This window comes from Streptomyces sp. NPDC059256 (assembly GCF_042753785.1).
In the GTDB taxonomy this organism is placed as follows: Bacteria; Actinomycetota; Actinomycetes; order Streptomycetales; family Streptomycetaceae; genus Streptomyces.
Genome location: NZ_JBHYZO010000003.1, coordinates 513,399 through 538,725 on the forward strand (window position 1 = coordinate 513,399; position 25,327 = coordinate 538,725).

Here is a 25,327-nt window from a genome sequence, read left to right on the forward strand (position 1 = left end):
TCGTTCCTCTGGCAGGCTGAGCCGCTGCAGTGCTCCCGACGCATTCGGTTCTGCCGGACCTCAGACCAGCCATGCACCATCGCGCATCAGATCGCGATCGGCGAGCTCATTGACCTCCCTCCACGCCTGTACGGTCGTCGGGGTGACCCGAAGGTAGATCCATCGCGGTTGGTCGCGCGGGTCCCAACCCTCCAGCTTGTCGGCAAAGGCATCCGCCGACCGGGTCGCCAGGGCTGCGCCCTCCACCATCTCGGCGTCTCCTTTGATCAGCACGACGTCCCGGGTCGTTCCCAAGGTGAGGATGACCGGCCCCCGAGGGGTCAGATTGATCGCGGTCGGGTTGGTTCGTCGGGTACACATCAACAGGGTGTCCTGGTCCCACACGAAGGACAGCGGTACCAGACAAGGCCTGCCGTCTGCGGATGCGGTCGCCACCCAGACATCGTGGTCCCGGGACAGCCGAGCGAGGACGTCGTGTTTGCGCTGCTCCGCCGAGCGGGCCGGATCGTAGCTCCGGGTCTCTGTCGCCATGTTCGGCACGCTAACCCGTGCCCTTGCTCTCACGCCTCGGCCAACGGGCCTAGGACCAGCGACTCATGGAAGTGGAGATCATCTGGGGCACCATGGGCGCCATGGACGACTACCTCCGCAGAATCGGTGCTGATCGACCCGCGCGGGTCGACATCGAAGCCCTACGCGAGCTTCAGTTGCGGCATCTGCGCACGGTGCCCTTCGAGAACCTGTCGGTGCATCTCGGCGAGGAGATCGTGTTGGAGGAAGGGCCCCTGCTCGCCAAAGTCGTCCAAGGTCGCCGGGGTGGGATCTGCTACGAGGTCAACGCAGCGTTCGCCGCACTTCTGCGCGATCTCGGGTTCACCGTCCGCCTGCTCGCCGGGCGGGTGCACACGGCGGACGGGCAATGGGGAATCCCGTACGACCATATGGCGCTTCTGGTGGAGCCGGCGGATGGGAGCGGGCGGTGGGTGGCCGATGTGGGATTCGGTGAGCACGCGCATTACCCCCTGGCCCTCGACGATCGGGCAGAACAGCCGGATCCCGCAGGTTCGTTCAGGATCGTGGAAGCGTCGGGGGGAGGGGTGTCGGGACACGGAGACCTCGACGTACTCCGGGACGGTGAGCCCCAGTACCGCCTGGAGACCAGGCCCAGGGAACTGGCGGACTTCCGCAGCGGCGCCTGGTGGCACAGCACCTCACCGCTATCGCACTTCACCCGGTCGCCCGTCTGCACCCGACTCACGGCCGACGGCCGGATCACGCTCAGTGGTCGCACACTGGTCACGACCGAGCACGGCGAGCGGCACGAAGAGCTGCTGGTCGACGATGGGGAGGTCCTGGCCGCCTATCGGGAGCGCTTCGGTGTGCGTCTCGACCGGGTGCCGGCCGACCCCCGCGATGATGTGGGGCGCACCGGTGACGACCGACCGGCCCGTGCTCGCCAGGAGCGGCGTCCGCCCGCCTGAGGGCTCAAGGAGACTCCAGCCAGCCTTCGTACTCGGCTGCGAAGTCATCGAGGGCCTGTGGGTCGAGACGGCTCGTCGGATCCTCCACCACGACCAGCCACTGGGCGTCTTCGGCGTCGTCCTCACCTGCGAGGGCATCGCGTATCAGCTGGGGTTCCTCGTGCACGCCGAAGCGCTCCGTCAACTCCCGCGCCACGTCCTCGGCCGTGTCGCGGTCGGGGAGCACCAGTACATGTCGTTCCTCGCTCACCCGGCCATTGTCCGGCACGCGAAGGAGTGTCGGTGGCACATGGGATGCTGGACGCGATGGCCACCAGGAAGAATTCCCACGACGATCCGCTCGCACCCGTCACCCTCGCGGTGGGGCAGGAGGATCTGCTCCTCGACCGCGCGGTACAGCAGGTGGTCGCGGCTGCGCGGGCCGCCGATGCCGATATGGACGTCCGCGATCTCACCGCTGATCAGCTGCAACCGGGCACTCTCGCGGAGTTGACCAGCCCGTCACTCTTCGCCGAGCGCAAGGTCGTCATCGTGCGCAATGCGCAGGATCTCGCTGCCGACACCGTGAAGGACGTCAAGACGTACCTCACCGCTCCTGCCGAGGAGATCACCCTGGTCCTGCTCCACCCCGGTGGAGCCAAGGGCAAGGGGCTGCTCGATGCGGCCCGCAAGGCGGGGGCGCGGGAAGTGGCCTGCCCCAAGACCACGAAGCCAGCCGAGCGGCTCACCTTTGTGAGGGCGGAGTTCCGGGCCATCGGGAGATCGGCCACACAGGAGGCGTGTCAGGCGCTCGTCGATTCGATCGGCAGCGATCTACGGGAGTTGGCCAGCGCTGTTTCCCAGCTCGCCGCCGATGTCGAGGCAACCATCGACGAGGAGATCGTCGGTCGCTACTACACCGGTCGGGCCGAGGCATCGAGTTTCAATGTCGCTGACCGGGCGGTGGAAGGCCGGGCCGCAGAGGCACTGGAGGCACTGCGCTGGTCACTGTCGACGGGGGTTGCCCCCGTGCTGATCACCAGCGCACTGGCACAGGGGGTGCGGGGCATCGGCAAGGTGCTTTCCGCACGTGGTGGTCGGCCGGCGGATCTCGCGCGTGAGCTGGGCATGCCGCCGTGGAAGGTCGATCGGGTCAAGCAGCAGATGCGGGGCTGGACACCTGATGCGGTGGCGATTGCCCTGCGCGCGGTGGCCGAGGCGGATGCGGGCGTGAAGGGTGGTGGGGACGATCCGGAGTACGCGTTGGAGAAGGCGGTCGTGACCATCGCTCGGGTCGCGCGCCCCCACCGCTAGCCCTTCCCGGCGCTTGCGTTCTGCGGCGCTTGCGATGGGTAGGCAGAGCGATCCACACTCCCCGCTGAGTACATCCGCACTCCCCGCTGGGTACATCCGCGACGCCGTTGCTCAGCCCAGGGGAGTCACGCCCGCGAGGTCGGGGACACAGGCGAGGGAGGGCAGGAGAAAGCCCCGGGCTCTGCGTCCTGGGGAAGGACGAGGAAGCACCGGGGCCTTCGAAAGGTCCTGCGGTCGGGCTCGCACCCGCGTGGCGAACGCAGGTCCAAGTGCAAGCCCTGAAGTGTCGGTCAGGGGCGGATGAGAGGGCCCGCTCACCCTTCCGACGGTTGGATCAAGAGCACTCAGCCCTGAAGAGCGGCAACCTTGGTGGCCAGCGCCGACTTCTTGTTGGCGGCGGCGTTCTTGTGGATGACGCCCTTCGAGACTGCCTTGTCGAGCTTGCGGGCGGCCTCGCGAGCGGCCACGGTGGCCTTCTCGACGTCGCCTGCGGCAGCAGCCTCACGGGCCTTGCGGACCGCGGTCTTGAGCGACGACTTGACGGCCTTGTTGCGCAGGCGCGCCTTCTCGTTCGTCTTGTTCCGCTTGATCTGGGACTTGATGTTCGCCACGAAAGAGCCTTCTCAGGTTCGATTGATCTTTGATGAGGTCCCGCGCGGAGTTCCGAATCGAAAGCCCTGTGCGAGCAGCCCGAGGCGGGCACGAGACACAGCTGTCCACATTACCAGTCGCTCTCCGGGCGGCCCAAACCGGGCGCAGCCCGCTGCGCGTGGGACCATGGAGGCTACGTATCGATCCGCCATCGCCCGAGACGAGACGCCCCGCGTCTCAAGAATCAGGACCTTGCGTGCCCGCGACTCCTCCCAACGTGCCCGAGCCGAGCCGTACCGACCCGGCGCTGATCCGCAACTTCTGCATCATCGCCCACATCGACCACGGCAAGTCCACGCTCGCCGACCGGATGCTCCAGCTGACCGGTGTGGTCGATCAGCGGCAGATGCGTGCCCAGTACCTCGACCGCATGGACATCGAGCGGGAACGCGGCATCACGATCAAGTCCCAGGCGGTCCGACTGCCCTGGGCACCCACCGAGGGGCCCGATCAGGGCAGGACCCACATCCTGAACATGATCGACACTCCGGGGCACGTGGACTTCACCTACGAGGTCTCCCGGTCCCTCGCGGCCTGCGAGGGCACGGTCCTCCTGGTGGACGCGGCCCAGGGCATCGAGGCCCAGACGCTCGCCAACCTCTATCTGGCGATGGAGAACGAGCTCACGATCGTTCCGGTCCTCAACAAGATCGACCTTCCGGCCGCCCAGCCCGAGAAGTTCTCCGAGGAACTGGCGAACCTCGTCGGTTGTGACCCGGAGGACGTGCTCAAGGTCTCCGCGAAGACCGGCATCGGCGTGGAGGCGCTGCTCGACCGGGTCGTCCGCGAGGTCCCGCCCCCGGTGGGCGTGGCCGATGCGCCCGCCCGCGCCATGATCTTCGACTCCGTGTACGACTCGTACCGCGGTGTCGTCACCTATGTGCGTGTCATCGACGGCAAGCTGGGCAAGCGCGAGCGGATCCGGATGATGTCGACCGGGGCCACCCACGAGCTGTTGGAGATCGGCACCAACTCGCCCGAGATGCTCTCGGCCGACGGTCTGGGCGTCGGTGAGGTCGGGTACCTCATCACCGGGGTGAAGGACGTTCGCCAGTCGAAGGTCGGCGACACCATCACCCAGCAGCACAAGGGAGCCACCGAGGCGCTCGGGGGGTACAAGGACCCGAAGCCGATGGTCTTCTCCGGTCTGTATCCGCTCGACGGATCGGATTACCCCGAGCTCCGGGAAGCCCTCGACAAGCTCCAGCTCAACGATGCCGCGCTGGTGTACGAGCCGGAGACTTCGGCGGCGCTCGGCTTCGGCTTCCGCGTCGGTTTCCTGGGCCTGTTGCACCTGGACGTGATCCGGGAGCGCCTGGAGCGCGAGTTCGGTCTCGACCTGATCGCCACCGCGCCCAACGTGGTCTACCGCGTCCTGATGGAGGACGGCACCGAGCACACGGTCACCAACCCGAGTGAGTTCCCCGAGGGCAAGATCGACGACGTCTACGAACCCGTGGTGCGGGCCACGATCCTGGCGCCCACCGAGTTCATCGGCGCGATCATGGAGCTCTGCCAGACCCGCCGCGGCACCCTGCTCGGCATGGACTACCTCTCCGAGGACCGGGTTGAGATCCGCTACACCCTGCCGCTTGCGGAGATCGTCTTCGACTTCTTCGACCAGTTGAAGTCGAAGACCCGCGGATATGCCTCGCTGGACTACGAGCCCACGGGCGAGCAGGCATCCAGCCTGGTCAAGGTGGACATCCTGCTGCACGGCGACAAGGTTGACGCCTTCTCGGCCGTCACGCACAAGGACGCGGCGTACGCGTACGGTGTGCGGCTTGTGGCGAAGCTGCGCGAGTTGATCCCCCGGCAGGCGTTCGAGGTGCCGATCCAGGCCGCGATCGGTTCCCGTGTGATCGCCCGCGAGACGATCCGTGCGATCCGCAAGGACGTTCTCGCCAAGTGCTACGGCGGTGACATCTCCCGGAAGCGGAAGCTGCTGGAGAAGCAGAAGGAAGGCAAGAAGCGCATGAAGATGGTCGGCAGTGTGGAGGTTCCGCAGGAAGCCTTCATCGCCGTCCTCTCCAGCGATGACAGCGGGGGCAAGAACAAGAAGTAGTCCCTCGTGGCTCTCGCCGTGCTGATGGCGGCGAGAGTGCGGCGGCAAAGGCTCCGCGCCGATCCGCCCCCGAGAGCGCCGTCACGTCAGCCCGGGTCGCCCTGGTCGGCCCGGGCTGAAGCGTATGTCCGTCCGCTGAAGCACATCTTTGTCCGTCGGTGGACGACGGTCGTGGCACTCTTCCGGTAGAGGTCAGGTCGAGGTCGGGGCGAGTACGGTCCGGGGTGCCCCGGGGCAGGTGTGACGGGCGCGGCCCATTGGTCGAGGGACCCCGCTTTCGCGCCGGGTTCGTTATGAAGCGGCAGCCCACAGAGACTTACGCCTCGGCACAGCGCGTTCTACTCTGATCACGGCTCGATGGTTACTCGCCAGTTAAACACCAGCCAGTCGTGCAGTGCTGCCGCAGGCCCGGAGGATGTCGTGAGCGACACACAGACCCTGATCGAGAACCGACCGCCCTCGGTGGCGAACCTCTTCGCCGAGCGGGTGCTGGCCACGCCGGACGCCGAGGCGTTCCGGTATCCGGTGCCCCCCGCCTCCGGTCAGGGGCCCGAGGAATGGAAGTCGCTCAGTTGGGGCGAGACCGCCGAGCGCGTTTATCGCATCGCGGCCGGTCTGATCGCCATCGGGGTACGCGCCGAGGACCGGGTGGCCCTGTTGTCCGCCACCCGTATCGAATGGATCCTCGCCGACCTCGGTGTCATGTGCACCGGCGGTGCCACCACAACGGTCTACCCCTCCACCAACGCCGAGGAATCGGCGTACATCCTCGCCGATTCCGGCAGCAGGGTGCTGGTCGCCGAGGACGCGACGCAGTTGGCCAAGGTGCGTGAGCGACGGGCCGAGCTATCCGAACTCAGCCATGTGGTCGTGATCGATCCCACCGGTGTGGAGGCGGACAAGTCGGACCCCGAGGGCTGGGTCCTCTCACTCGCAGATCTGGAGGAGCGTGGAGCCCGCCACCTCCAGGAGCACCCCGAAGCGGTCAAGGAGCGAGTCGGGGCGATCGAAGCCGATCAGCTGGCGACCCTCATCTATACCTCTGGCACCACCGGTCGCCCCAAGGGTGTTCGGTTGCCGCACGACAACTGGTCGTACATGGCGAAGGCGATCGCCGCGACCGGCCTGGTGACCCAGGACGACGTGCAGTACCTCTGGCTGCCGCTGGCCCACGTCTTCGGCAAGGTGCTGACGTCGGGCCAGATCGAGGTCGGTCATGTCACCGCGGTCGACGGCCGGATCGACAAGATCATTGAGAATCTGTCCGTGGTGCAGCCGACCTATATGGCCGCCGTTCCGCGCATCTTCGAGAAGGTCTACAACGGAGTCGCCACCAAGGCCCGGGCGGGCGGTGCGGCGAAGTACAAGATCTTCCAGTGGGCCGCTGCGGTGGCGCGCGACTACGCGAAGGCGTCCCAGGACAACTTCCGGCGTACGGGCACGGCATCGTCGCCGCTCGCCCTCCGCGCCAAGCACAAGGTGGCCGACGCCCTGGTCTACGCCAAGCTCCGCGAGGCGTTCGGCGGCAGGCTGCGGGCCGCGATCTCCGGGTCCGCCGCGCTCTCACCCGAGATCGGCTTCTTCTTCGCCGGCGCCGGCATCCACATCCTGGAGGGGTACGGACTCACCGAGTCCAGTGCGGCTTCCCTGGTCAACCCCGGTGAGGCATATCGCACCGGGACCGTGGGCAAACCGCTGCCGGGCACCGAGGTCCGCATCGCCGACGACGGCGAGATCCTGCTGCGCGGCCCCGGGATCATGGAGGGCTACCACGGGCTCCCGGAGAAGACGGAAGAGGTGTTGGAGCCCGATGGCTGGCTCCACACCGGGGACATCGGCGAGCTCTCGGCCGACGGATATCTGCGGATCACGGACCGCAAGAAGGACCTGATCAAGACGTCGAACGGCAAGTACATCGCGCCGACCGAGGTGGAGATCCAGTTCAAGGCCATCTGCCCGTTCGTCTCGAACATCGTCGTCATCGGCGCCGACCGCAACTTCTGCACGGCGCTGATCGCCCTCGACGAGCCGACGCTGCTCAGCTGGGCCGAGGGCCATGACCTGGCGGGGAAGCCCTACGGGGAGGTCCTCGTCGCGCCGGCGACCGTCGAGCTGATCCAGGGCTATGTGAACCGGCTGAACGAGGGCCTTCAGCGGTGGCAGATGGTGAAGAAGTTCCGTCTGCTGCCCCGGGACCTCGACGTCGAGCACGGTGATCTCACTCCCAGCCTCAAACTGAAGCGACCGGCCGTCGAGCGTGAGTTCCAGCACTTGATCGAAGAGATGTACTCCGGAACCCGCGAGGCATAGGACGGGACATCACCGGTGCGGGCCGGGTGCACCCCGTCCCGCACCGGCCCGTCCGCCGGGGGAGCGGCCCGTACCCCGGCGCCCCGATGCCCCGGCCGCTCGCCACCGACGGATTCCACTCCCGTCAGTGACGGACAATGGGGCGTATGCCTTCCGTACTGCCTGACGGCGAACCCATGCCCGAGGACGGGGCGCTTCCCGCGTCCGCCCTTGAAGGGGCAGCCGACCGGCCGCTCGCCTTCTACCTGCACGTACCGTACTGCGCCACACGCTGCGGCTACTGCGACTTCAACACCTACACGGCGACCGAGCTGCGCGGCTCGGGCGGGGTGCTGGCCTCCCGTGACAACTACGCGGCCACCCTCACGGACGAGGTTCGCCTCGCCCGCAAGGTCCTCGGAGACGACCCCCGCCCGGTGCGCACCCTGTTCGTGGGAGGCGGTACGCCGACCCTGCTGGCCGCATCCGACCTGGTGGCCATGTTGAGCGCCGTACGGGAGGAGTTCGGCTTCGCGGAGGGCGCGGAGATCACCACGGAGGCGAATCCGGAGTCCGTGGGTCCCGAGTACCTCGCGGAGCTACGGGCAGGAGGCTTCAACCGCATCTCCTTCGGCATGCAGAGCGCCCGCCAGCACGTCCTGAAGGTCCTGGACCGCACCCACACCCCCGGGCGGCCCGAAGCGTGCGTCGCCGAGGCGCGGGCGGCGGGGTTCGAGCACGTGAACCTCGATCTGATCTACGGCACTCCGGGGGAGAGCGACGACGACTGGCGCGCCTCGCTCGCCGCTGCGGTCGGAGCCGGGCCCGACCACATCTCCGCGTACGCGCTCATCGTCGAGGAAGGGACCCAGCTGGCCCGGCGCATTCGCCGCGGCGAGGTGCCCATGACCGACGATGACGTCCACGCTGACCGCTATCTGATCGCGGACTCGGTCCTCTCGGAGGCGGGCTACTCGTGGTACGAGGTGTCCAACTGGGCTACGACCGAAGCGGGCCGATGCGTCCACAACGAGCTCTATTGGCGGGGCGCCGACTGGTGGGGGGCCGGTCCCGGGGCGCACAGCCATGTCGGCGGGGTCCGCTGGTGGAACGTGAAGCATCCCGGGGCCTATGCCGCGGCACTCGCCCAGGGCCGCTCACCGGGAGCCGGCCGTGAGCTGCTGTCGGCCGAGGACCGGCGGGTGGAGAGGATCCTGCTGGAGCTGAGGCTTCGGGAGGGGGTACCCCTGTCATTGCTGCGTGAGGCGGGGCTGGAGGCCGCTCGGGGAGCCCTTGCGCAGGGGCTGCTGGACGAAGTTCCGTACGGCGAGGGGCGCGCGGTCCTGACGCTGCGGGGGCGTCTGCTCGCGGACGGTGTCGTACGGGGTCTGGTCGACTGACAACCCGATCCGGACCCCGCGCGCCCAGAGCCGCGGTGGGGGAGCGACCCGGAGCCCCACCCGGGACCGAAACCGACCGGCTGAAACCCACCGACCGACCGACCGACCAGCCAGCCACCCACCTAACCAACCGACCGACCAACTGACCAACCGACCGGCCGCGCCCGGCGTCCACCGGCCCACTGCTCCACCGGCACCGGCACTGGCACTGGCACCGGCCCTCCGGTCAGGGGAGAAGTGCGGGCGTCACCCGTCCCCCGCGGGTGCGGTCACGAAGTCGATCAACTCCTCGACCCTCCCCAGCAACTCAGGTTGCAGGTCCCGGTACGAGTGCACCTTCGACAGGATGTGCTGCCACGCGGCGCCCGTGTTCTCCGGCCAGCCCAGGGCCTTGCAGACGCCCGTCTTCCAGTCCTGCCCCCGGGGGATGACCGGCCACGCCTCCAGTCCGAGGACCGACGGCTTCACCGCCTCCCACACATCGATGTAGGGATGGCCGGCGACCAGTACGTGCGCGTCCGTCACCGAAGCGGCGATCCTGGACTCCTTGGACCCCGGCACCAGATGGTCCACCAGCACCCCGAGCCGGGCGTCCGGTCCCGGAGCGAACTCGGCGACCACCGCCGGAAGGTCGTCGATGCCCTCCAGGTACTCCACCACCACGCCCTCGATCCGCAGATCGTCGCCCCAGACGCGTTCGACGAGCTCGGCGTCGTGGCGGCCCTCCACATAGATCCGGCCAGCCCGGGCCACCCGCGCCCTTGCCCCGGGAACCGCCAGGGAACCGGAAGCGGTCACCACCGGCTTGGACGGTCTCCCCGGGCCCGGCCGGACCAGGGTCACGACCTCGCCGTCCAACAGAAACCCCCGCGGTGCCAGCGGAAAGACCCGGCGCTTGCCGAAGCGGTCCTCCAGCGTCACCGTGCCGGCCTCGCAGCCCACCACCGCACCGCAGAAGCCGGTGCCGGCCTCCTCCACCACCAGATCGGGGTCCGACGGATCGGCCGCGACCTCCCTGGCGGGAGCCGACTTCTTCCAAGGGGGCGTCAGATCAGGGCTGTAGCTGCGCATTCGGCCGACGCTACGACACCTCGAACCGCTCCGCCAGCGCATCGCGCTGGGCACGTACGAACGCGGCGTCCACGACCGCGCCGTGCCCCGGCACGTACCGTGCGTCCTTGCCGCCGAGCGCCAGCAGCCGGTCCAGAGCGGCCGGCCAGCGGGCTCCGACGGCGTCCGGCCCCGCCTGCGGCTCTCCGGACTCCTCCACCAGATCGCCGCAGAACACCACGGCGGGGCTCCCCGGCACCAGTAGCGCCAGATCGTGACCGGTGTGCCCGGGACCTGCGTCGACGAGAACCACCCGGCGGCCTCCGCCCAGATCGAGCGTCTGCTGACCGGCGACCGCATGCCCCGGGCTCACCAGCGCCCCGGCCGCCGCAGCCGCCTCCAGCGGCTCCACGCCGTGCCGTACGGCATCTGCCCGCAGTGCGTCCGCCTCCCGGCGCAGGAGGCCATCGAGGCCCTGTGTGCCGTACACCTCGGCCCCGGGGAATGCGGCGGCCCCCAGCACATGGTCGAAGTGCGGGTGGCTCAGTGCGATGTGCGTCACCTCGCGACCGCTCAGCAGGGCCTGTGCCTGGGCCCTCAGCTCGGCACCCTCCCGCAGGGTCGAACCGCTGTCGAACAGCAGCACGCCTTCGCCACCGACGACCAGCCCGCAGGTCGCGTCCCAACCCGGCAACCGCCGTCGCCCCACCCCGTCGGCCAACCGCTCCCAGCCGAAGTCTTCCCAACAGACGTTCATACCGGGACGCTACTGGCAGCGACCAGCGAAGGCGCGCGGTAGCGTGGTCGGTCGCCCTTGCTACGGGCGTACCCCACGGCCGTACACTGGCACGGGGGATTCTTGGCACTCGGACCTGGTGAGTGCCAGACAGTGACCGAAGAACCACCGTGGGACCACAGCTGGAGGTGTGCGCGATGCTCAGTGAACGCAGACTCGAAGTGCTGCGCGCCATCGTCCAGGACTATGTCGGTACCGAGGAGCCCGTCGGCTCCAAGGCGCTCACCGAGCGCCACAGGCTCGGTGTTTCACCGGCCACCGTCCGCAATGACATGGCGGTCCTGGAAGACGAGGGATTCATCGCCCAGCCGCACACCAGTGCCGGGCGCATCCCCACCGACAAGGGGTACCGCCTCTTCGTCGACAAGCTCGCCGGGGTGAAACCGCTGTCGTCAGCCGAGCGCCGCGCCATCCAGAGCTTCCTGGACGGCGCTGTGGACCTCGATGACGTCGTCGGCCGTACGGTGAGGCTGCTGGCGCAGCTGACCCGTCAGGTCGCGGTCGTGCAGTACCCCTCGCTCACCCGCTCCACGGTGCGCCACGTGGAGTTGCTGGCGCTCGCACCCGCACGGGTCATGCTCGTGTTGATCACGGACACGGGCCGGGTCGAGCAGCGCATGGTCGACTGTCCGGCTCCCTTCGGCGACACCCCGCTCGCCGATCTGCGGGCCCGGCTCAACAGCAGGGTCGTCGGCCGTCGCTTCGCGGATGTGCCGCAGTTGGTCCAGGACCTCCCCGACTCCTTCGACCCGGAGGACCGGGGTGCGGTCTCCACCGTGCTCTCCACCCTGTTGGAGACGCTGGTCGAGGAGACCGAGGAGCGGTTGGTCATCGGCGGCACCGCGAACCTCACGCGCTTCGGCCATGACTTCCCGCTGACGATCAGGCCCGTCCTGGAGGCCCTTGAGGAGCATGTGGTGCTCCTCAAGCTCCTCGGTGAGGCCAAGGAGTCCGGCGGCATGGGCATGACGGTGCGTATCGGCCATGAGAACGCCCATGAAGGACTCAACTCAACCTCCGTGGTCGCCGTCGGCTACGGTTCGGGCGACGAGGCAGTCGCCAAACTCGGCGTGGTCGGACCGACCCGCATGGACTACCCCGGAACGATGGGAGCGGTACGCGCAGTGGCACGTTACGTCGGACAGATCCTGGCGGAGTCGTAAGTGGCCACGGACTACTACGCCGTACTCGGCGTGCGCCGCGACGCATCTCAGGACGAGATCAAGAAGGCGTTCCGCCGGCTGGCGCGTGAGCTCCATCCGGACGTGAACCCCGATCCGAAGACCCAGGAGCGGTTCAAGGAGATCAACGCCGCTTACGAGGTGTTGTCGGACCCGCAGAAGAAGCAGGTCTACGACCTCGGCGGCGACCCCCTGTCCCAGGCGGGTGCCGCCGGTGCGGCCGGCTTCGGTGCCGGTGGCTTCGGAAACTTCTCGGACATCATGGACGCCTTCTTCGGTACGGCGTCCCAACGCGGCCCCCGCTCGCGCACCCGGCGCGGCCAGGACGCGATGATCAGGCTGGAGATCGACCTCAACGAGGCCGCCTTCGGTACGACCAAGGACATCCAGGTCGACACGGCAGTCGTCTGTACGACGTGTTCGGGCGAGGGCGCGGCCCCCGGGACCTCGGCCCAGACCTGTGACATGTGTCGTGGGCGCGGTGAGGTCTCCCAGGTCACCCGCTCCTTCCTGGGCCAGGTCATGACCTCGCGCCCCTGCCCGCAGTGCCAGGGCTTCGGCACGGTCGTCCCCACCCCGTGCCCGGAGTGTGCGGGCGACGGTCGGGTCCGTTCCCGTCGCACGCTGACCGTGAAGATCCCGGCCGGCGTCGACAACGGCACCCGTATCCAGTTGGCGGGGGAGGGCGAGGTCGGCCCGGGCGGCGGCCCCGCCGGCGATCTGTACGTCGAGATCCACGAAGTGCCCCATGCGGTGTTCCAGCGACGGGGTGACGATCTGCACTGCACGGTGACGATCCCCATGACGGCGGGCTCGCTCGGTACGAAGGTGCCGTTGGAGACGCTCGACGGGATGGAAGAGATCGACATCCGGCCGGGGACCCAGTCGGGGCAGTCCATCCCGCTGCACGGCCGGGGTGTCACCCACTTGAGGGGTGGCGGTCGGGGTGATCTGATCGTGCACGTCGAGGTGATGACGCCGACCAAGTTGGACGCGGAACAGGAGAGGCTCCTTCGGGAGTTGGCGAAACTTAGAGGTGAGGAGCGCCCGCTCGGTCAGTTTCAACCGGGACAACAAGGACTCTTCTCCCGACTGAAGGACGCGTTCAACGGGCGTTAGGCGATGCCCCCGCGGTGCCGAGCCTCGGCCGGCGCCGCGGGGTCTGCTCAAGGGCCCCGGGCCCCTCTGGCCCCGGCCAGAGCTTCCCGGGCCAGAGCTTCCCGGGCTAGAGCTTCCCGGGCCAGAGCTTCCCAGGCCGGAGTGCGCCAGCCTTCCCCGTGCGATCCGGAGCCCCCTTCCACGGGCCTTGCGAGCACCCCGGAAACACCCGCCGACCCCCTTCCGAGCAGCCTCCGAATCCCTTCCGCGGCCCCTTCCCGACCAGGTGATCCGACCCTCGTCGCAGCCGTCCGGCCCTCTGGTGAGGGAGGGTGCGTAGCACGTCAAGGGGCCTTCCGGGGAGCTGTCGGGCTCGATTCGGCCGGCCGTCAGCGGCATGACACGATGCACACATGTCCTCCGTACTGACCGATCTCTGCCGGTATCCGATCGTGCAGGCACCGATGGCGGGCGGTGCGTCGTGCCCGCAGTTGGCCGCTGCTGTGTCCGAGGCCGGCGGCCTCGGGTTCCTGGCTGCCGGGTACAAGACCGCGGACGGCATGTACCAAGAGGTCAAACAGATCCGCGGGCTCACCTCGCGGCCCTTCGGCGTCAATCTCTTCATGCCGCAGCCCAAGACGGTGGATTCGGCGGCCATCGAGGTCTACCGGCAGCAACTCGCCGGTGAGGTGAGTTGGTATGAGACTCCGCTCGGTGACCCCGATTCGAGTCGTGACGACGGCTACGAGGCCAAGCTCGCCATTCTCCGTGACGACCCCGTACCGGTGGTGTCCTTCACCTTCGGCTGTCCGAGCGCCGAGGTCCTGGAGTCGTTCGCCAAGGCCGGAACGGTCACCGTCGTCACCGTCACCACACCGGAGGAGGCACGCATCGCCGAGCGCGCCGGTGCCGATCTGCTCTGCGTCCAGGGAATCGAAGCGGGCGGCCACCAGGGCACCTACCGGGACGATCCCGCCGCCTCGCACGGGGGCATCGGGCTGCTCACGCTCATCGCCCTGATCCGTGAGTGCGTCGACCTCCCGGTGATCGCCACCGGCGGGTTGATGCGGGGCAGCCAGATCGGCGCGGCGATCGCCGCAGGGGCGAACGCCGCTCAGTTGGGGACCGCGTTCCTCGTCTGCCCCGAATCCGGTGCGCACCCCCTGCACAAGCAGGCGATGACCAATCCCCTCTTCGCCCGCACGGACCTGACCCGGGCCTTCACCGGGCGGGTAGCACGCGGTCTCGTCAACCGCTTCATGCGCGAGCACGGACCGTACGCCCCCGCCGCCTACCCGCAGGTGCACTATCTGACGAGGGACCTGCGCAAGGCGGCTGCCAAGGCGGGGGACGCCCAGGGCATGGCGCTCTGGGCCGGTCAGGGACATCGGCTGGCGCGCGAGATGCCCGCCGGGCAACTCGTCGAAGTCCTCGCCGCCGAACTGGAATCGGCCCACATCGCCCATGACCCCGAGGAGTCCCGTTGACCGCGCCCGTGTTCCTGACGGACTCCCTGGCGGATCTCGTGCCCGGTGCCCGGCTCGTCCTCGACGGTCCGGAGGGCCGTCACGCGGTGTCGGTGCGACGGTTGCAGCCGGGGGAGGACATCGTGCTCACCGACGGTCTGGGCCGGGGCGCCGCCGGGCTCGTCGTCGGGACCGAGGGCAAGGACCGGCTGACCGTGGAGGTGCTGAGCCTGCCCGAGGAACCCGAACCGCGGACGCGCATCACCGTGGTGCAGGCGCTGCCCAAGGGGGACCGTGGCGAGTTGGCCGTGGAGACGATGACCGAAACGGGTGTGGACGCCATCGTTCCGTGGGCGGCGGCGCGTTGCATCACCCAGTGGAAGGGCGAGCGCGGCGCCAAGTCCCTCGCCAAATGGCGGGCGACGGCCAGGGAAGCCGGCAAGCAGTCGCGTCGGCTGCGGTTCCCGGAAGTGGCGGAAGCCGCCACCACCAAACAGGTCGCCTCCCTCCTCGCTGATGCCGACTTCGCCGCTGTGCTGCACGAGGAGGGCGCACAGCCGCTCGCCACGGTCGCGTTGCCGGCCGAAGGTTCGATCGTGCTGGTCGTTGGCCCCGAAGGCGGAGTCGCCCCACAGGAGTTGGCCGCCTTCGCCGATGCCGGTGCGTCCCCCTATCGATTGGGACGCAGTGTGCTGCGGACTTCGACGGCGGGCACGGCGGCGGCGGCGCTGCTCCTGGGTCGCACGGGGCGTTGGTCCTGACGCTCGCGGTCGGATCGATGGCGCAGTTCGCCTACGCCAGTTGGGGTAGGCGAAAAGGCCGACGATCGGTCATCTTGGCGTCCATCCGGGGGGTTGTGGCCGCAACCAGTCTTTTCCCGCCCGCTCCCCGGTGTCACCCTGCCCTCCATGGAAGTCTCACCGCATAGGCGGAGCCGGCGCGTTCTGGTGTCGTGCGCCCTCACGGGAGCTGTCGTCGCCACGACCGCCTTGACCGGGTGCGAGCCCGTGTCCAACGGGCTCAACTCCTCGGCCGTCGCGATCACCACGGACCGTACGGCCACGAACGCCCTGGAGCGACTCGGCTTCCAGGTGGGGTGGTTCAGTTGTACGGCGGAACTGGGCGAGAAGGACCGGTCCGCCGCACCGACGGGGTCGGGGTTCGCCTCCGTCGACTGCGAGGGGGAAACCGACTCCGACCAGCGGATCACCCTCAAGGGCCGGGTGACGGAGGAGCGTTCGGGCACCTGTATCCGGGGCGATCTCACGACGCGGATCAGCGGGAAGGTCGTCTTCACGGCGACGTTCCTCGGGGACTGCGAGTCCCAGCCCACGAGGACGACCCGTCCCGTCGAGCCGCCGGACCGTTCGAACGGGAGACCCCGGGCGACCGTCACCGTCACGGAGACGGTCACCGTCACCGCCGAACCGCCCCGTAAGTGACCGGGCCCGTGCGTACGGGTGAGGACGCTCCCCGCGCACACGGACGCGCCATGCCCGTCCCGTCGGCGTCGTCGGAGAACGCCGGAAGCTCCCCGCGCACCGGTGCACGTCCGTACGCGGACCAGCATCCGTACCCATCCATGCACCCGCACCAGCGCCCGCACGCGCCGTGCTCGCGCCGCCCGACCGAGTGGGCGCGGCCGGCGCCACCCGCTCGCACATCGGTGTCGGCCGGATGCCGGACACCGGCTGCCAGATGCCGTCCGTCCAGGGGTTGCACCGCTTCCCGCTGCGTGCACGCGAAGGCGGTGCCGACCCATGTGCTGATGTTGCCCGCAAAGCCGTGACCTCGACGTCCCCACCTGCCTAGGGTGATCCTGTGACGCAGCCTGCTTACCTCCGGTATCCGCACATTCACGGCGAGTTGATCGCCTTCACCGCCGAGGACGACGTCTGGGTCGCCCCGCTCGACGGAGGTCGAGCCTGGCGCGTCAGCGCCGACGACATACCGGTCGACCACCCGCGCTTCTCACCCGACGGCGCACACATCGCCTGGACCTCCCGACGCGACGGCGCCCCCGAGGTCCACGTGGCCCCGGTCGATGGCGGATCGACGACCCGGTTGACGTACTGGGGGGACCACAAGACGTCCGTCCGCGGCTGGACGCCCGACGGCGAGGTCCTCGCCATCAGCGCGCGTGGACAGGCGTCCTCCCGTCGCACCTGGGCCAGGGCCATCCCGTTGGACGGCGGACCGGCGACCGTGCTGCCGTACGGCCTGGTGGGCGATGTTGCCCACGGCGGGTCCGGAGTGCTGCTGCTCTCCGCCACCATGGGGCGGGAGGCCGCCGCCTGGAAGCGCTACCGGGGCGGTACGGCCGGGAAGTTGTGGATCGATCGGGCCGGAGACGGAACGTTCGTCCGGCTGCTCGAAGAGTTGGCCGGCAACATCGAGTACCCGCTGTGGATCCAGGGGGACGGTTCCCGGGACACCGAGGGCAGAGTCGCCTTCCTGTCCGACCACGAAGGCACCGGAGCCGTCTACTCCGCCCAGCCGGACGGTTCGGACCTGCGACGGCACACACCACTCGGCGGCTTCTACGCCCGGCACGCCGCCACCGACGGGACCCGTATCGTCTACAGCTCCGCAGGCGAACTCTGGGTCGTCGACGATGTGTTCGCCGAGAGCTCGCAACCCCGTCGGCTGTCCATCAAACTCGGCGGTCAACGCACCGATCTGCGACCCCGGCTCATCGACGCCGAACACCACGTGGGCTCCGCACGGCCCGACCACACCGGCCGCGGGAGCGCCGTGGAGGTACGGGGCGGCATCCACTGGGTGACGCATCGGGAAGGGCCGGCGAGGGCCCTGTCCGTCACCCCGGGGGTGCGCGCCAGACTGCCCCGCAACTTCCGGGTCGACGGCGCCGAGCACGTCGTCTGGGTCACGGACGCCGAGGGAGAGGACGCCCTGGAGTTCGCGCCGGCGACCGGTGCCCAACCGGGGGTCGCACCGCGCAGGCTCGCGGCCGGGCAACTCGGCAGGGTACTGGGCCTGGCCATCGCCCCCGACGGCAGTCGAGCCGCGGTCGCCACCCACGACGGCCGGGTCCTGCTGGTCGAGCGGGAGTCGGGGGAGGTGCGCGAGGTCGACCGCAGCGCCGACGGCGAAGCCACCGGTCTCACCTTCTCGCCCGACTCCGGTTGGCTCGCCTGGTCCCACGCCGGACCTGCGCCCCTGCGCCAACTCAAGCTGGCCGGCACCGCCGAACTCACCGTCGCCGAGGCCACCCCGCTGCGCTTCAGGGACTTCCAGCCGGCGTTCACGCTCGACGGCAAACACCTGGTGTTCCTCTCCGAGCGCGCCTTCGACCCCGTCTACGACTCGCACGTCTTCGACCTCGCGTTCGTCGGCGGCTGTCGTCCGCACCTGATCACCCTGGCCGCCACGACCCCCTCGCCCTTCGGTCCGCAGCGCCACGGCCGCCCCTTTGAAGCGGACAAGCCCGATAGGCCGGACAAGGGCGACGAAGGGGACGGCCGACAGGTTGGTGCCATCACCAGGATCGATCTGGAGGGGATCGCCGATCGGATCGTGCCCTTCCCCGTGGAGGCGGCCCGGTACTCGACCCTGCGGGCGGCCAAGGACGGGGTGCTCTGGTTGCGCCACCCGCTGAGCGGCGTGCTCGGCACCGCCCGGGCCAATCCCGGCGACCCGGGGCCCACCACCTCGCTGGAGCGGTACGACCTGGCCCAGCCCGGCATGGAGGAACTCGCCTCGGACGTGGCGAGCTACTCGGTCAGCGGTGACGGGAAGCGGGTGCTCCTCTTCACGGGCGGCAGCGTGAAGGTGGTCCCGAGCGACCAGCGCGCCTCCCACGACGAGGACAGCGACACCAACATCACCGTCGACCTCTCGCGGGTTCGCCAGCCACTCGACCCGGCTGCCGAGTGGCGGCAGATGTACGAGGAGGCGGGCCGGTTGATGCGCCAGAACTTCTGGCGTGCCGATCTCGGCGGCGTCGACTGGGACGACGTACTGGACCGCTACCGACCCGTGCTCGACCGGATCGCCACCCATGACGACCTGGTGGACCTTCTGTGGGAGGTGCAGGGGGAACTGGGCACCTCACACGCCTATGTCACCCCCCGTGGCTGGTTCGGCGGTCGGTCCGAGCGCCAGGGACTCCTGGGCGCCGACCTCTCGCGGGCCGAGGACGGCATCTGGCGGGTGGACCGGGTGCTTCCGTCCGAGACGTCCGACCCGCAGGCGCACTCCCCGCTGGCCGCACCCGGCGTCGCGGTCCGCGCGGGCGATGCGATCACCGCCGTCGACGGCCGGCCGGTCGACCCGGTCGCCGGCCCGGGGCCGCTGCTGGTCGGTTCGGCGGGCAAGCCGGTGGAGTTGACGATCGCTCCGGCGGGTGGTGGCGACCCCCGGTACGCGGTGGTGGTGCCGATCGCGGACGAGGAGCCGCTGCGCTACCACGCCTGGGTCGCCGATCGGCGCGCCTACGTCCATGAGCAGTCGCAGGGCCGGCTCGGCTATCTCCACGTACCGGACATGCAGGCTCCCGGCTGGGCCCAGATCCACCGAGATCTACGGATCGAGGTAGCCCGGGAGGGGCTCGTCGTCGACGTCCGGGAGAACCGCGGGGGCCACACCTCCCAACTGGTGGTGGAGAAGCTGGCCCGGCGGATCGTGGGCTGGGACCTGCCGCGCGACATGCGCCCCTTCAGCTATCCGCAGGACGCCCCGAGGGGGCCCGTGGTCGTGGTGGCCAACGAGTTCTCCGGATCCGACGGGGACATCGTCAACGCGGCGATCAAGGCCCTGGGGATCGGTCCGGTGGTGGGGACGCGGACCTGGGGCGGTGTGGTGGGCATCGACAGCAGATACACATTGGTCGACGGCACCGCGGTGACCCAGCCCAAGTACGCCTTCTGGCTGGAGGGTTACGGCTGGGGAGTGGAGAACCACGGGGTGGATCCCGATGTGGAGGTCGTGATGACTCCGCAGGACCACGTGGCCGGCCGGGACCCGCAGTTGGACGAGGCCGTGCGGATGGCGCTGGCGACGCTGGTCGAGAACCCGGCGAAGTCGCCGCCCACGGTCGAGTGATGCACCCGCCCGGCTTCCCTGGGGGAGCCGGGCGGAAACCGGCCGTCGACCGGGCGGTCGACGGCCGGCCCGGGCGTCCCCGCTGCGGTCGTGGCACGAGCACGGGAGCCGATCGCACGCCGCGTTGTCCACAGGGCGGACGGGCCGGACACCCGGGCTCGATACGATGCACGGGTACTGGACGCAATGCGAGGAGGACCCGGCATGGCGGGAGAACCGCAGGCTGACTGCCTGTTCTGCAAGATCGTCGCGGGTGATGTGCCCGCCACCTTGGTCCGGGAGACCGAGACCGCGGTCGCCTTCCGCGACATCAACCCCCAGGCGCCCACCCATGTGTTGGTGATCCCGCGGGCCCACTACCCCGACGCTGCCTCCCTCGCCGTGGCCGAGCCCGCCCTCGCGGCGGACGTGCTGCGTCTGGCCGGTGAGGTCGCCGAGCAGGAGAAGACGATCGACTCCGGGTACCGCATCGTCTTCAACACCGGTTCGGGTGCGGGCCAGACCGTCTTCCACGCCCATGCGCACGTCCTCGGTGGACGCGGGCTCGCCTGGCCCCCTGGATAGCGGCGACCGATCTTGTCCGTACGAGAACTGGTGGTGCTGGGCACCGCCAGCCAGGTCCCCACCCGTCACCGCAACCACAACGGGTACCTCCTGCGCTGGGGTGCCGAAGGCATTCTCTTCGACCCCGGCGAAGGCACCCAGCGCCAGATGCTGCGGGCCGGGGTCGCAGCCCACGACATCAACCGCATCTGCATCACCCACTTCCACGGCGACCACTCACTGGGGCTGGCCGGGGTCATCCAGCGCATCAACCTCGATCGCGTTCCGCACGAGGTCGTCGCCCACTACCCCGCCAGCGGCCAGCGCTACTTCGACCGCCTGCGCTACGCGACGGCCTACCGGGAGACGGTCCAGCTGACCGAGGCTCCCGTCGCCGCCGACGGGACGCTCGCCAGTACCGGGGCGTACCAACTCCTCGCCCACCGGCTCTCCCACCCGGTCGAGTCATTCGGCTACCGACTCGTCGAGCCGGACGGCAGACGGATGCTCCCCGAGGCATTGGCCGCCCACGGCATCCGCGGCCCCGACGTGGGCCGCATCCAGCGCGAGGGCGCGCTGGGCGGAGTCACCCTGGACCAGGTCAGCGAGGAACGCCGTGGTCAGCGATTCGCGTTCGTCATGGACACCCGACTCTGTGACGGCGTGTACGCCCTCGCCGAGGACTGCGATCTGCTCGTCATCGAGTCCACCTTCCTGGACGAGGACGAACAGCTCGCCACGGACCACGGCCATCTCACGGCCGGCCAGGCCGCCCGGGTCGCCCGTGAAGCGGGTGTGCGGCATCTCGTCCTCACCCACTTCTCCCAGCGCTACGCGGACCCGGACGCCTTCGAGCGACAGGCGAGGGCCGCCGGATTCGGCGGCGAGTTGACCATCGCGGCCGACCTCCTGCGCGTCCCCCTCCCCACCCGACGACCATGAACGAAGCTGAACCCGTGCCCCTCCCCAAAGCCGAACTCCACCTCCACATCGAAGGCACCCTAGAACCGGAACTCGCCTTCGCCCTCGCCGCGCGCAACGGCGTCCAGCTGCCCTACCCGGACACCGAGGCGCTGCGCAGCGCGTATCTCTTCGACGACCTCCAGTCCTTCCTCGACCTCTACTACGCCCTGATGGCGGTGTTGCGGACCGAGGACGACTTCGCCGATCTGACGGACGCCTATCTGACCCGGGCCGCCGCGCAGGGGGTGCGGCACGCCGAGATCTTCTTCGACCCCCAGGCCCACACCGCCCGGGGTGTGCCGATCGGCACCGTCATCAACGGAATCGCCCGGGCGCTCGACCGGAGCGAGGACCGCCACGGCATCTCCACCCGTCTGATCATGTGCTTCCTGCGGGACCTGTCCGCCGCATCCGCGCTGGAAACCCTCGATGCGGCGAGGCCCTACCTCCATCGGATCACGGCCGTCGGTCTCGACTCCGCGGAGGCGGGCCATCCGCCGTCCAAGTTCCGTGAGGTGTACGAGGCGGCCGGAGCCCTGGGACTGCGCAAGGTGGCCCACGCGGGGGAGGAGGGCCCGCCGGAGTACATCCGCGAGGCGCTGGACGTCCTCGGAGTCGAGCGCATCGACCACGGACTGCGCTGCATCGAGGACAGCGAGTTGGTGGCACGGCTCGCCCGTGAAAGGGTGCCGCTGACCCTGTGCCCCCTGTCGAACGTCCGGCTCAAGGTCATCGACGTACTGGAAGACCACCCATTGCGGCAGTTGATGGACGCCGGGCTGCTCTGCACGGTGAACTCGGACGACCCGGCGTACTTCGGCGGATACGTGGGGGACACCTTCCACGCCGTCCGCGAGGCGCTGGACCTGGATCATGAGCGGCTGCGTGAGCTCGCTCGCAACTCGTTCGTCGCGGCCTTCCTCCAGGACGACGAGGAACGGCGCACCCGTTTGCTGGCCGAGGTGGACGCATACGACTTCGCAGGCGAGTCGGGTTTCTAGCGCGGCTCGCCGGATCGCCCGGGCCTGAGGGGGCTGCTGGACCTTCCGGGCTCGGGGCGCTCCTCGCCCACCGGATCGCACCAGCCAGACCAGTGGGCCAGCGCACGCCGGACGGACCGGCCGCATCAGAGCTGACTCAGTCGAGCCAGTCGAACCAGTCTGAATCGTCCACAGCAGTCGGTTGGGCCCGGACTCCCCTCCGGTGCGGCCTCTGCCGCCCATCGGTGGGGCATACACCGAGCGAAAAAGGGCAATTGTCGAGCTTGCTGTGACTTGCACGGAAAGAGTAGTCCCGACCGAAGAAACTTCTTCCTTCCTCTCACAACAGGCCCCGCCCCAGCAGGCTCCATCAGGCACACTTGCCCTCATCTGCACCATGCACAGGAGCGGCGGCACGGGTGAGCACGCGACACGGAAAACACGGGCAACAGCACGGACCCCGGGAGGCCCAGCAGCCCCCGGTCCCCAAACCCCCCTGCCTCGATCCCCTCGCCGCCCTGCGCACCCCCGCCGATCCCGCCTGCGACGTCTACCTCACCGGGACCGTCTTCCTCGACATCATCTTCACCGGGCTCGGCTCGGCACCCGTGCGCGGCACCGAGTCCTGGGCGCACGGCATGGGCTCCAGCCCCGGTGGCGTCGCCAACATGGCCACCGCCCTGGCCCGACTGGGCCTGCGCACCTCCCTCGCCGCCGCCTTCGGTGACGATCACTACGGCGACTACTGCTGGGACGCCCTGGAACAGGGCGAGGGCATCGACCTCACGCTGTCACGCACGGTTCCCGGCTGGCACTCCCCGGTCACCGTCTCGATGGCGTACGAGGGCGAGCGGACGATGGTCTCCCACGGCCATGAGGCACCACCGCCCGAGTCCGCCCCTGAATGCCCGCCGCCCGCGAGAGCCGCCATCGCCTCGCTCACACCCGGCCGCCGGGACGAGTGGATCGCACAGGCGGCCCGTCAGGGCACCCGGGTCTTCGCCGACGTCGGCTGGGACGAGACGGGCCGCTGGGATCCGGACGACCTGGCCGATCTGGAGCACTGCGAAGCATTCCTCCCCAATGCCGAGGAGGCCATGCGCTACACCCGCACCGACTGCCCACGGGCTGCGGCGCACGCCCTCACCGAGCGGGTGCCGGTGGCCGTGGTCACGCTCGGCGCGGAGGGCGCGTACGCGGTGGACGGTCGCACCGGCGAGTGCGCCGAGGTCCCCGCCATCGTGGTGGAGGCTCTCGACCCGACGGGCGCCGGCGATGTGTTCGTCGCCGGTTTCGTCACCGGCACCCTGGCGCAGTGGCCGCTGGCCGATCGGCTCGCCTTCGCGGGGTTGACCGCGGCGCTGTCGGTGCAGGAGTTCGGCGGATCGCTCTCGGCGCCCGGGTGGCTGGAGATCGCGACCTGGTGGCAGCAGGTCCAAGGGATGGCCGACCAGGACCCGGCGGCCCTGCGCAGGTACACGTTTCTCGATGGGCTCCTGCCGGCCCCGGCTCGGCCGTGGCCCCTGCCCAGGGCCGTCCCCACGATCGGCTTCCGCAACTCCGCCTGACTTCCGCCGCCCGCCGGGCCGAGACGGTTCGTCGCTCCCGACCGCGCCTCCCGACCGCGCCTTCCGGCCCGGTCGGGGCCCCGTGCCGGACAGCGCCATCCCCCCGGATCCGGTCGTTCGCGTCGTGCTCGTTGTTTCGTCGTGCTCGTCGTTTCGATGTGCTCGACGTGCTCGACGCGCTCGTTGTTGTCGACGCGCTCGTTGTTCCGGTGGGGCCTGTCGGATCTCATGGTGAAAAAGCCCTCGGTCCTTGTCAGCACGGCGTCGTACGCTGGAGTTCCAGAGGTTGTCGAGCAGCGAGAACCCTGCGACGGGAGGTATGTGCAGGCCACAGAGCCGGCCCATGACTCACACACCCACAGCCCAGACCAGTTCCCGCCACCCGGCCAGCCCCGAAGGCGCGCGGAACACACCAGAGCCGGGACAGGCACGAGCCGCGTTCACCGTTCCCGCAAAACACCCGATGGTGACTCTCCTCGGTTCCGGCGACGCGCTGCTGCGCGTGATTGAGAAGGCGTTCCCGGCAGCCAATATCCATGTCCGGGGCAATCAGGTCAGCGCCGTGGGCGACCCGGTGGACGTCGCGCTCATCCAGCGCCTGTTCGACGAGATGATGCTGGTGCTCCGCACCGGACAGCCGATGACGGAGGACGCAGTGGAACGCTCGATCGCCATGCTTAGGGCGAGTGGGAACGGCACCGGGGGCGATTCCTCCGAAACCCCCGCCGAAGTGCTCACTCAGAACATCCTCTCCAGCCGCGGTCGGACCATCCGCCCCAAGACTCTCAACCAGAAGCGGTACGTCGACGCGATCGACAAGCACACGATCGTCTTCGGCATCGGCCCCGCGGGCACCGGCAAGACCTATCTCGCCATGGCCAAGGCGGTCCAGGCCCTCCAGTCCAAGCAGGTCACCCGGATCATCCTGACCAGGCCCGCGGTCGAAGCGGGTGAGCGGCTCGGCTTCCTGCCCGGCACGCTGTACGAGAAGATCGACCCCTATCTGCGTCCGCTCTACGACGCGCTGCACGACATGCTCGACCCCGACTCCATCCCCCGGCTGATGGCCGCGGGCACGATCGAGGTCGCGCCGCTGGCCTATATGCGCGGACGGACGCTCAACGATGCGTTCATCATCCTCGACGAGGCGCAGAACACCAGCGCCGAACAGATGAAGATGTTCCTCACCAGGCTCGGGTTCGACTCGAAGATCGTCATCACGGGAGACATCACCCAGGTCGACCTTCCGAGCGGCACCAAGAGCGGTCTCCGACAGGTCCAGGACATCCTGGACGGCGTTGAGGACGTCCATTTCTCCCGCCTCACGTCCAACGATGTCGTTCGGCACAAGCTCGTCGGCCGTATCGTCGATGCGTACGAGAAGTACGACGGCCTCAACGACGGCCGCGGCGCGAACGGGAAGTAGCTCGAACCACACC

Annotated in this window: 21 protein-coding genes; 16 read left to right on the plus strand and 5 right to left on the minus strand. The window is 69.2% G+C overall.

What is annotated here, in order from left to right:
* Positions 1–60: 60 nt before the first annotated feature.
* Positions 61–531 carry a pyridoxamine 5'-phosphate oxidase family protein gene (locus tag ACFXJL_RS10170; protein WP_384690940.1) on the minus strand — a complete coding sequence of 157 codons (471 nt, stop codon included), beginning with the start codon at positions 529–531 and terminating at the stop codon, positions 61–63.
* A gap of 65 nt (positions 532–596) precedes the next feature.
* On the opposite strand from ACFXJL_RS10170, the gene ACFXJL_RS10175 reads away from it, so the two are divergent.
* Positions 597–1,481 (plus strand): arylamine N-acetyltransferase, encoded by an 885-nt coding sequence (locus ACFXJL_RS10175; protein WP_384690943.1) that lies wholly within the window; start codon positions 597–599, stop codon positions 1,479–1,481.
* Between the two features lie 4 nt (positions 1,482–1,485).
* Here ACFXJL_RS10175 and ACFXJL_RS10180 read toward each other — a convergent pair whose 3' ends face one another.
* Positions 1,486–1,731 carry a hypothetical protein gene (locus ACFXJL_RS10180; protein WP_358879055.1) on the minus strand — a complete coding sequence of 82 codons (246 nt, stop codon included), beginning with the start codon at positions 1,729–1,731 and terminating at the stop codon, positions 1,486–1,488.
* A 56-nt stretch (positions 1,732–1,787) separates the two neighbouring features.
* On the opposite strand from ACFXJL_RS10180, the gene holA reads away from it, so the two are divergent.
* Positions 1,788–2,774 carry a DNA polymerase III subunit delta gene (gene holA, locus ACFXJL_RS10185; RefSeq protein ID WP_384691367.1) on the plus strand — a complete coding sequence of 329 codons (987 nt, stop codon included), beginning with the start codon at positions 1,788–1,790 and terminating at the stop codon, positions 2,772–2,774.
* A 344-nt stretch (positions 2,775–3,118) separates the two neighbouring features.
* On the opposite strand, the gene rpsT is transcribed toward holA, so the two are convergent.
* On the minus strand, positions 3,119–3,385 hold the full coding sequence (gene rpsT / locus ACFXJL_RS10190; protein ID WP_358879056.1) for a 30S ribosomal protein S20: 267 nt from the start codon (positions 3,383–3,385) through the stop codon (positions 3,119–3,121).
* 236 nt (positions 3,386–3,621) lie between these two features.
* Between rpsT and lepA the strand changes: the two genes are divergently transcribed.
* From lepA to hemW, 3 genes are all read left to right on the plus strand, one after another.
* On the plus strand, positions 3,622–5,490 hold the full coding sequence (gene lepA / locus ACFXJL_RS10195; RefSeq protein ID WP_358879057.1) for a translation elongation factor 4: 1,869 nt from the start codon (positions 3,622–3,624) through the stop codon (positions 5,488–5,490).
* Between the two features lie 420 nt (positions 5,491–5,910).
* Entirely contained in the window at positions 5,911–7,800 is a 1,890-nt protein-coding gene (locus tag ACFXJL_RS10200; RefSeq protein WP_384690947.1) for an AMP-dependent synthetase/ligase, read from the plus strand.
* 146 nt (positions 7,801–7,946) lie between these two features.
* Positions 7,947–9,179: a radical SAM family heme chaperone HemW gene (gene hemW, locus ACFXJL_RS10205; RefSeq protein WP_384690949.1), complete on the plus strand. Its 1,233-nt coding sequence runs from the start codon at positions 7,947–7,949 to the stop codon at positions 9,177–9,179.
* Positions 9,180–9,425: 246 nt separating this feature from the next.
* On the opposite strand, the gene ACFXJL_RS10210 is transcribed toward hemW, so the two are convergent.
* A complete protein-coding gene (locus ACFXJL_RS10210) occupies positions 9,426–10,250 on the minus strand; it encodes a DUF3097 domain-containing protein (protein ID WP_384639281.1) in 825 nt (274 codons plus the stop codon).
* A 10-nt stretch (positions 10,251–10,260) separates the two neighbouring features.
* Entirely contained in the window at positions 10,261–10,986 is a 726-nt protein-coding gene (locus tag ACFXJL_RS10215; protein ID WP_384690952.1) for an MBL fold metallo-hydrolase, read from the minus strand.
* 176 nt (positions 10,987–11,162) lie between these two features.
* Between ACFXJL_RS10215 and hrcA the strand changes: the two genes are divergently transcribed.
* The 11 genes from hrcA (at position 11,163) to ACFXJL_RS10270 (ending at position 25,314) form a co-directional block, all read left to right on the plus strand.
* Positions 11,163–12,188 (plus strand): heat-inducible transcriptional repressor HrcA, encoded by a 1,026-nt coding sequence (hrcA, locus tag ACFXJL_RS10220; protein WP_358879062.1) that lies wholly within the window; start codon positions 11,163–11,165, stop codon positions 12,186–12,188.
* Positions 12,189–13,325 carry a molecular chaperone DnaJ gene (gene dnaJ / locus ACFXJL_RS10225; protein WP_358879063.1) on the plus strand — a complete coding sequence of 379 codons (1,137 nt, stop codon included), beginning with the start codon at positions 12,189–12,191 and terminating at the stop codon, positions 13,323–13,325.
* 392 nt (positions 13,326–13,717) lie between these two features.
* Positions 13,718–14,791 carry a nitronate monooxygenase gene (locus tag ACFXJL_RS10230; protein ID WP_329018613.1) on the plus strand — a complete coding sequence of 358 codons (1,074 nt, stop codon included), beginning with the start codon at positions 13,718–13,720 and terminating at the stop codon, positions 14,789–14,791.
* A complete protein-coding gene (locus ACFXJL_RS10235) occupies positions 14,788–15,531 on the plus strand; it encodes a 16S rRNA (uracil(1498)-N(3))-methyltransferase (protein WP_329018610.1) in 744 nt (247 codons plus the stop codon). The genes ACFXJL_RS10230 and ACFXJL_RS10235 overlap by 4 nt, the downstream gene beginning before the upstream one ends.
* 246 nt (positions 15,532–15,777) lie before the next feature.
* Positions 15,778–16,212, plus strand: a complete 435-nt coding sequence (locus ACFXJL_RS10240; RefSeq protein ID WP_358879065.1) for a hypothetical protein — start codon at positions 15,778–15,780, stop codon at positions 16,210–16,212.
* Positions 16,213–16,591: 379 nt separating this feature from the next.
* A complete protein-coding gene (locus tag ACFXJL_RS10245; RefSeq protein ID WP_384690956.1) occupies positions 16,592–19,834 on the plus strand; it encodes a S41 family peptidase in 3,243 nt (1,080 codons plus the stop codon).
* 204 nt (positions 19,835–20,038) lie between these two features.
* Positions 20,039–20,398 (plus strand): histidine triad nucleotide-binding protein, encoded by a 360-nt coding sequence (locus ACFXJL_RS10250; RefSeq protein ID WP_358879067.1) that lies wholly within the window; start codon positions 20,039–20,041, stop codon positions 20,396–20,398.
* A 12-nt stretch (positions 20,399–20,410) separates the two neighbouring features.
* Positions 20,411–21,319, plus strand: coding sequence for a ribonuclease Z (locus ACFXJL_RS10255; RefSeq protein ID WP_358879068.1), 909 nt, complete (start codon positions 20,411–20,413; stop codon positions 21,317–21,319).
* A gap of 14 nt (positions 21,320–21,333) precedes the next feature.
* Positions 21,334–22,341 carry an adenosine deaminase gene (locus tag ACFXJL_RS10260; RefSeq protein WP_358879120.1) on the plus strand — a complete coding sequence of 336 codons (1,008 nt, stop codon included), beginning with the start codon at positions 21,334–21,336 and terminating at the stop codon, positions 22,339–22,341.
* A gap of 497 nt (positions 22,342–22,838) precedes the next feature.
* Positions 22,839–23,888 (plus strand): PfkB family carbohydrate kinase, encoded by a 1,050-nt coding sequence (locus ACFXJL_RS10265; RefSeq protein WP_358879121.1) that lies wholly within the window; start codon positions 22,839–22,841, stop codon positions 23,886–23,888.
* Positions 23,889–24,231: 343 nt separating this feature from the next.
* Positions 24,232–25,314: a PhoH family protein gene (locus ACFXJL_RS10270; RefSeq protein ID WP_358879069.1), complete on the plus strand. Its 1,083-nt coding sequence runs from the start codon at positions 24,232–24,234 to the stop codon at positions 25,312–25,314.
* The last annotated feature ends 13 nt before the right edge of the window (positions 25,315–25,327 follow it).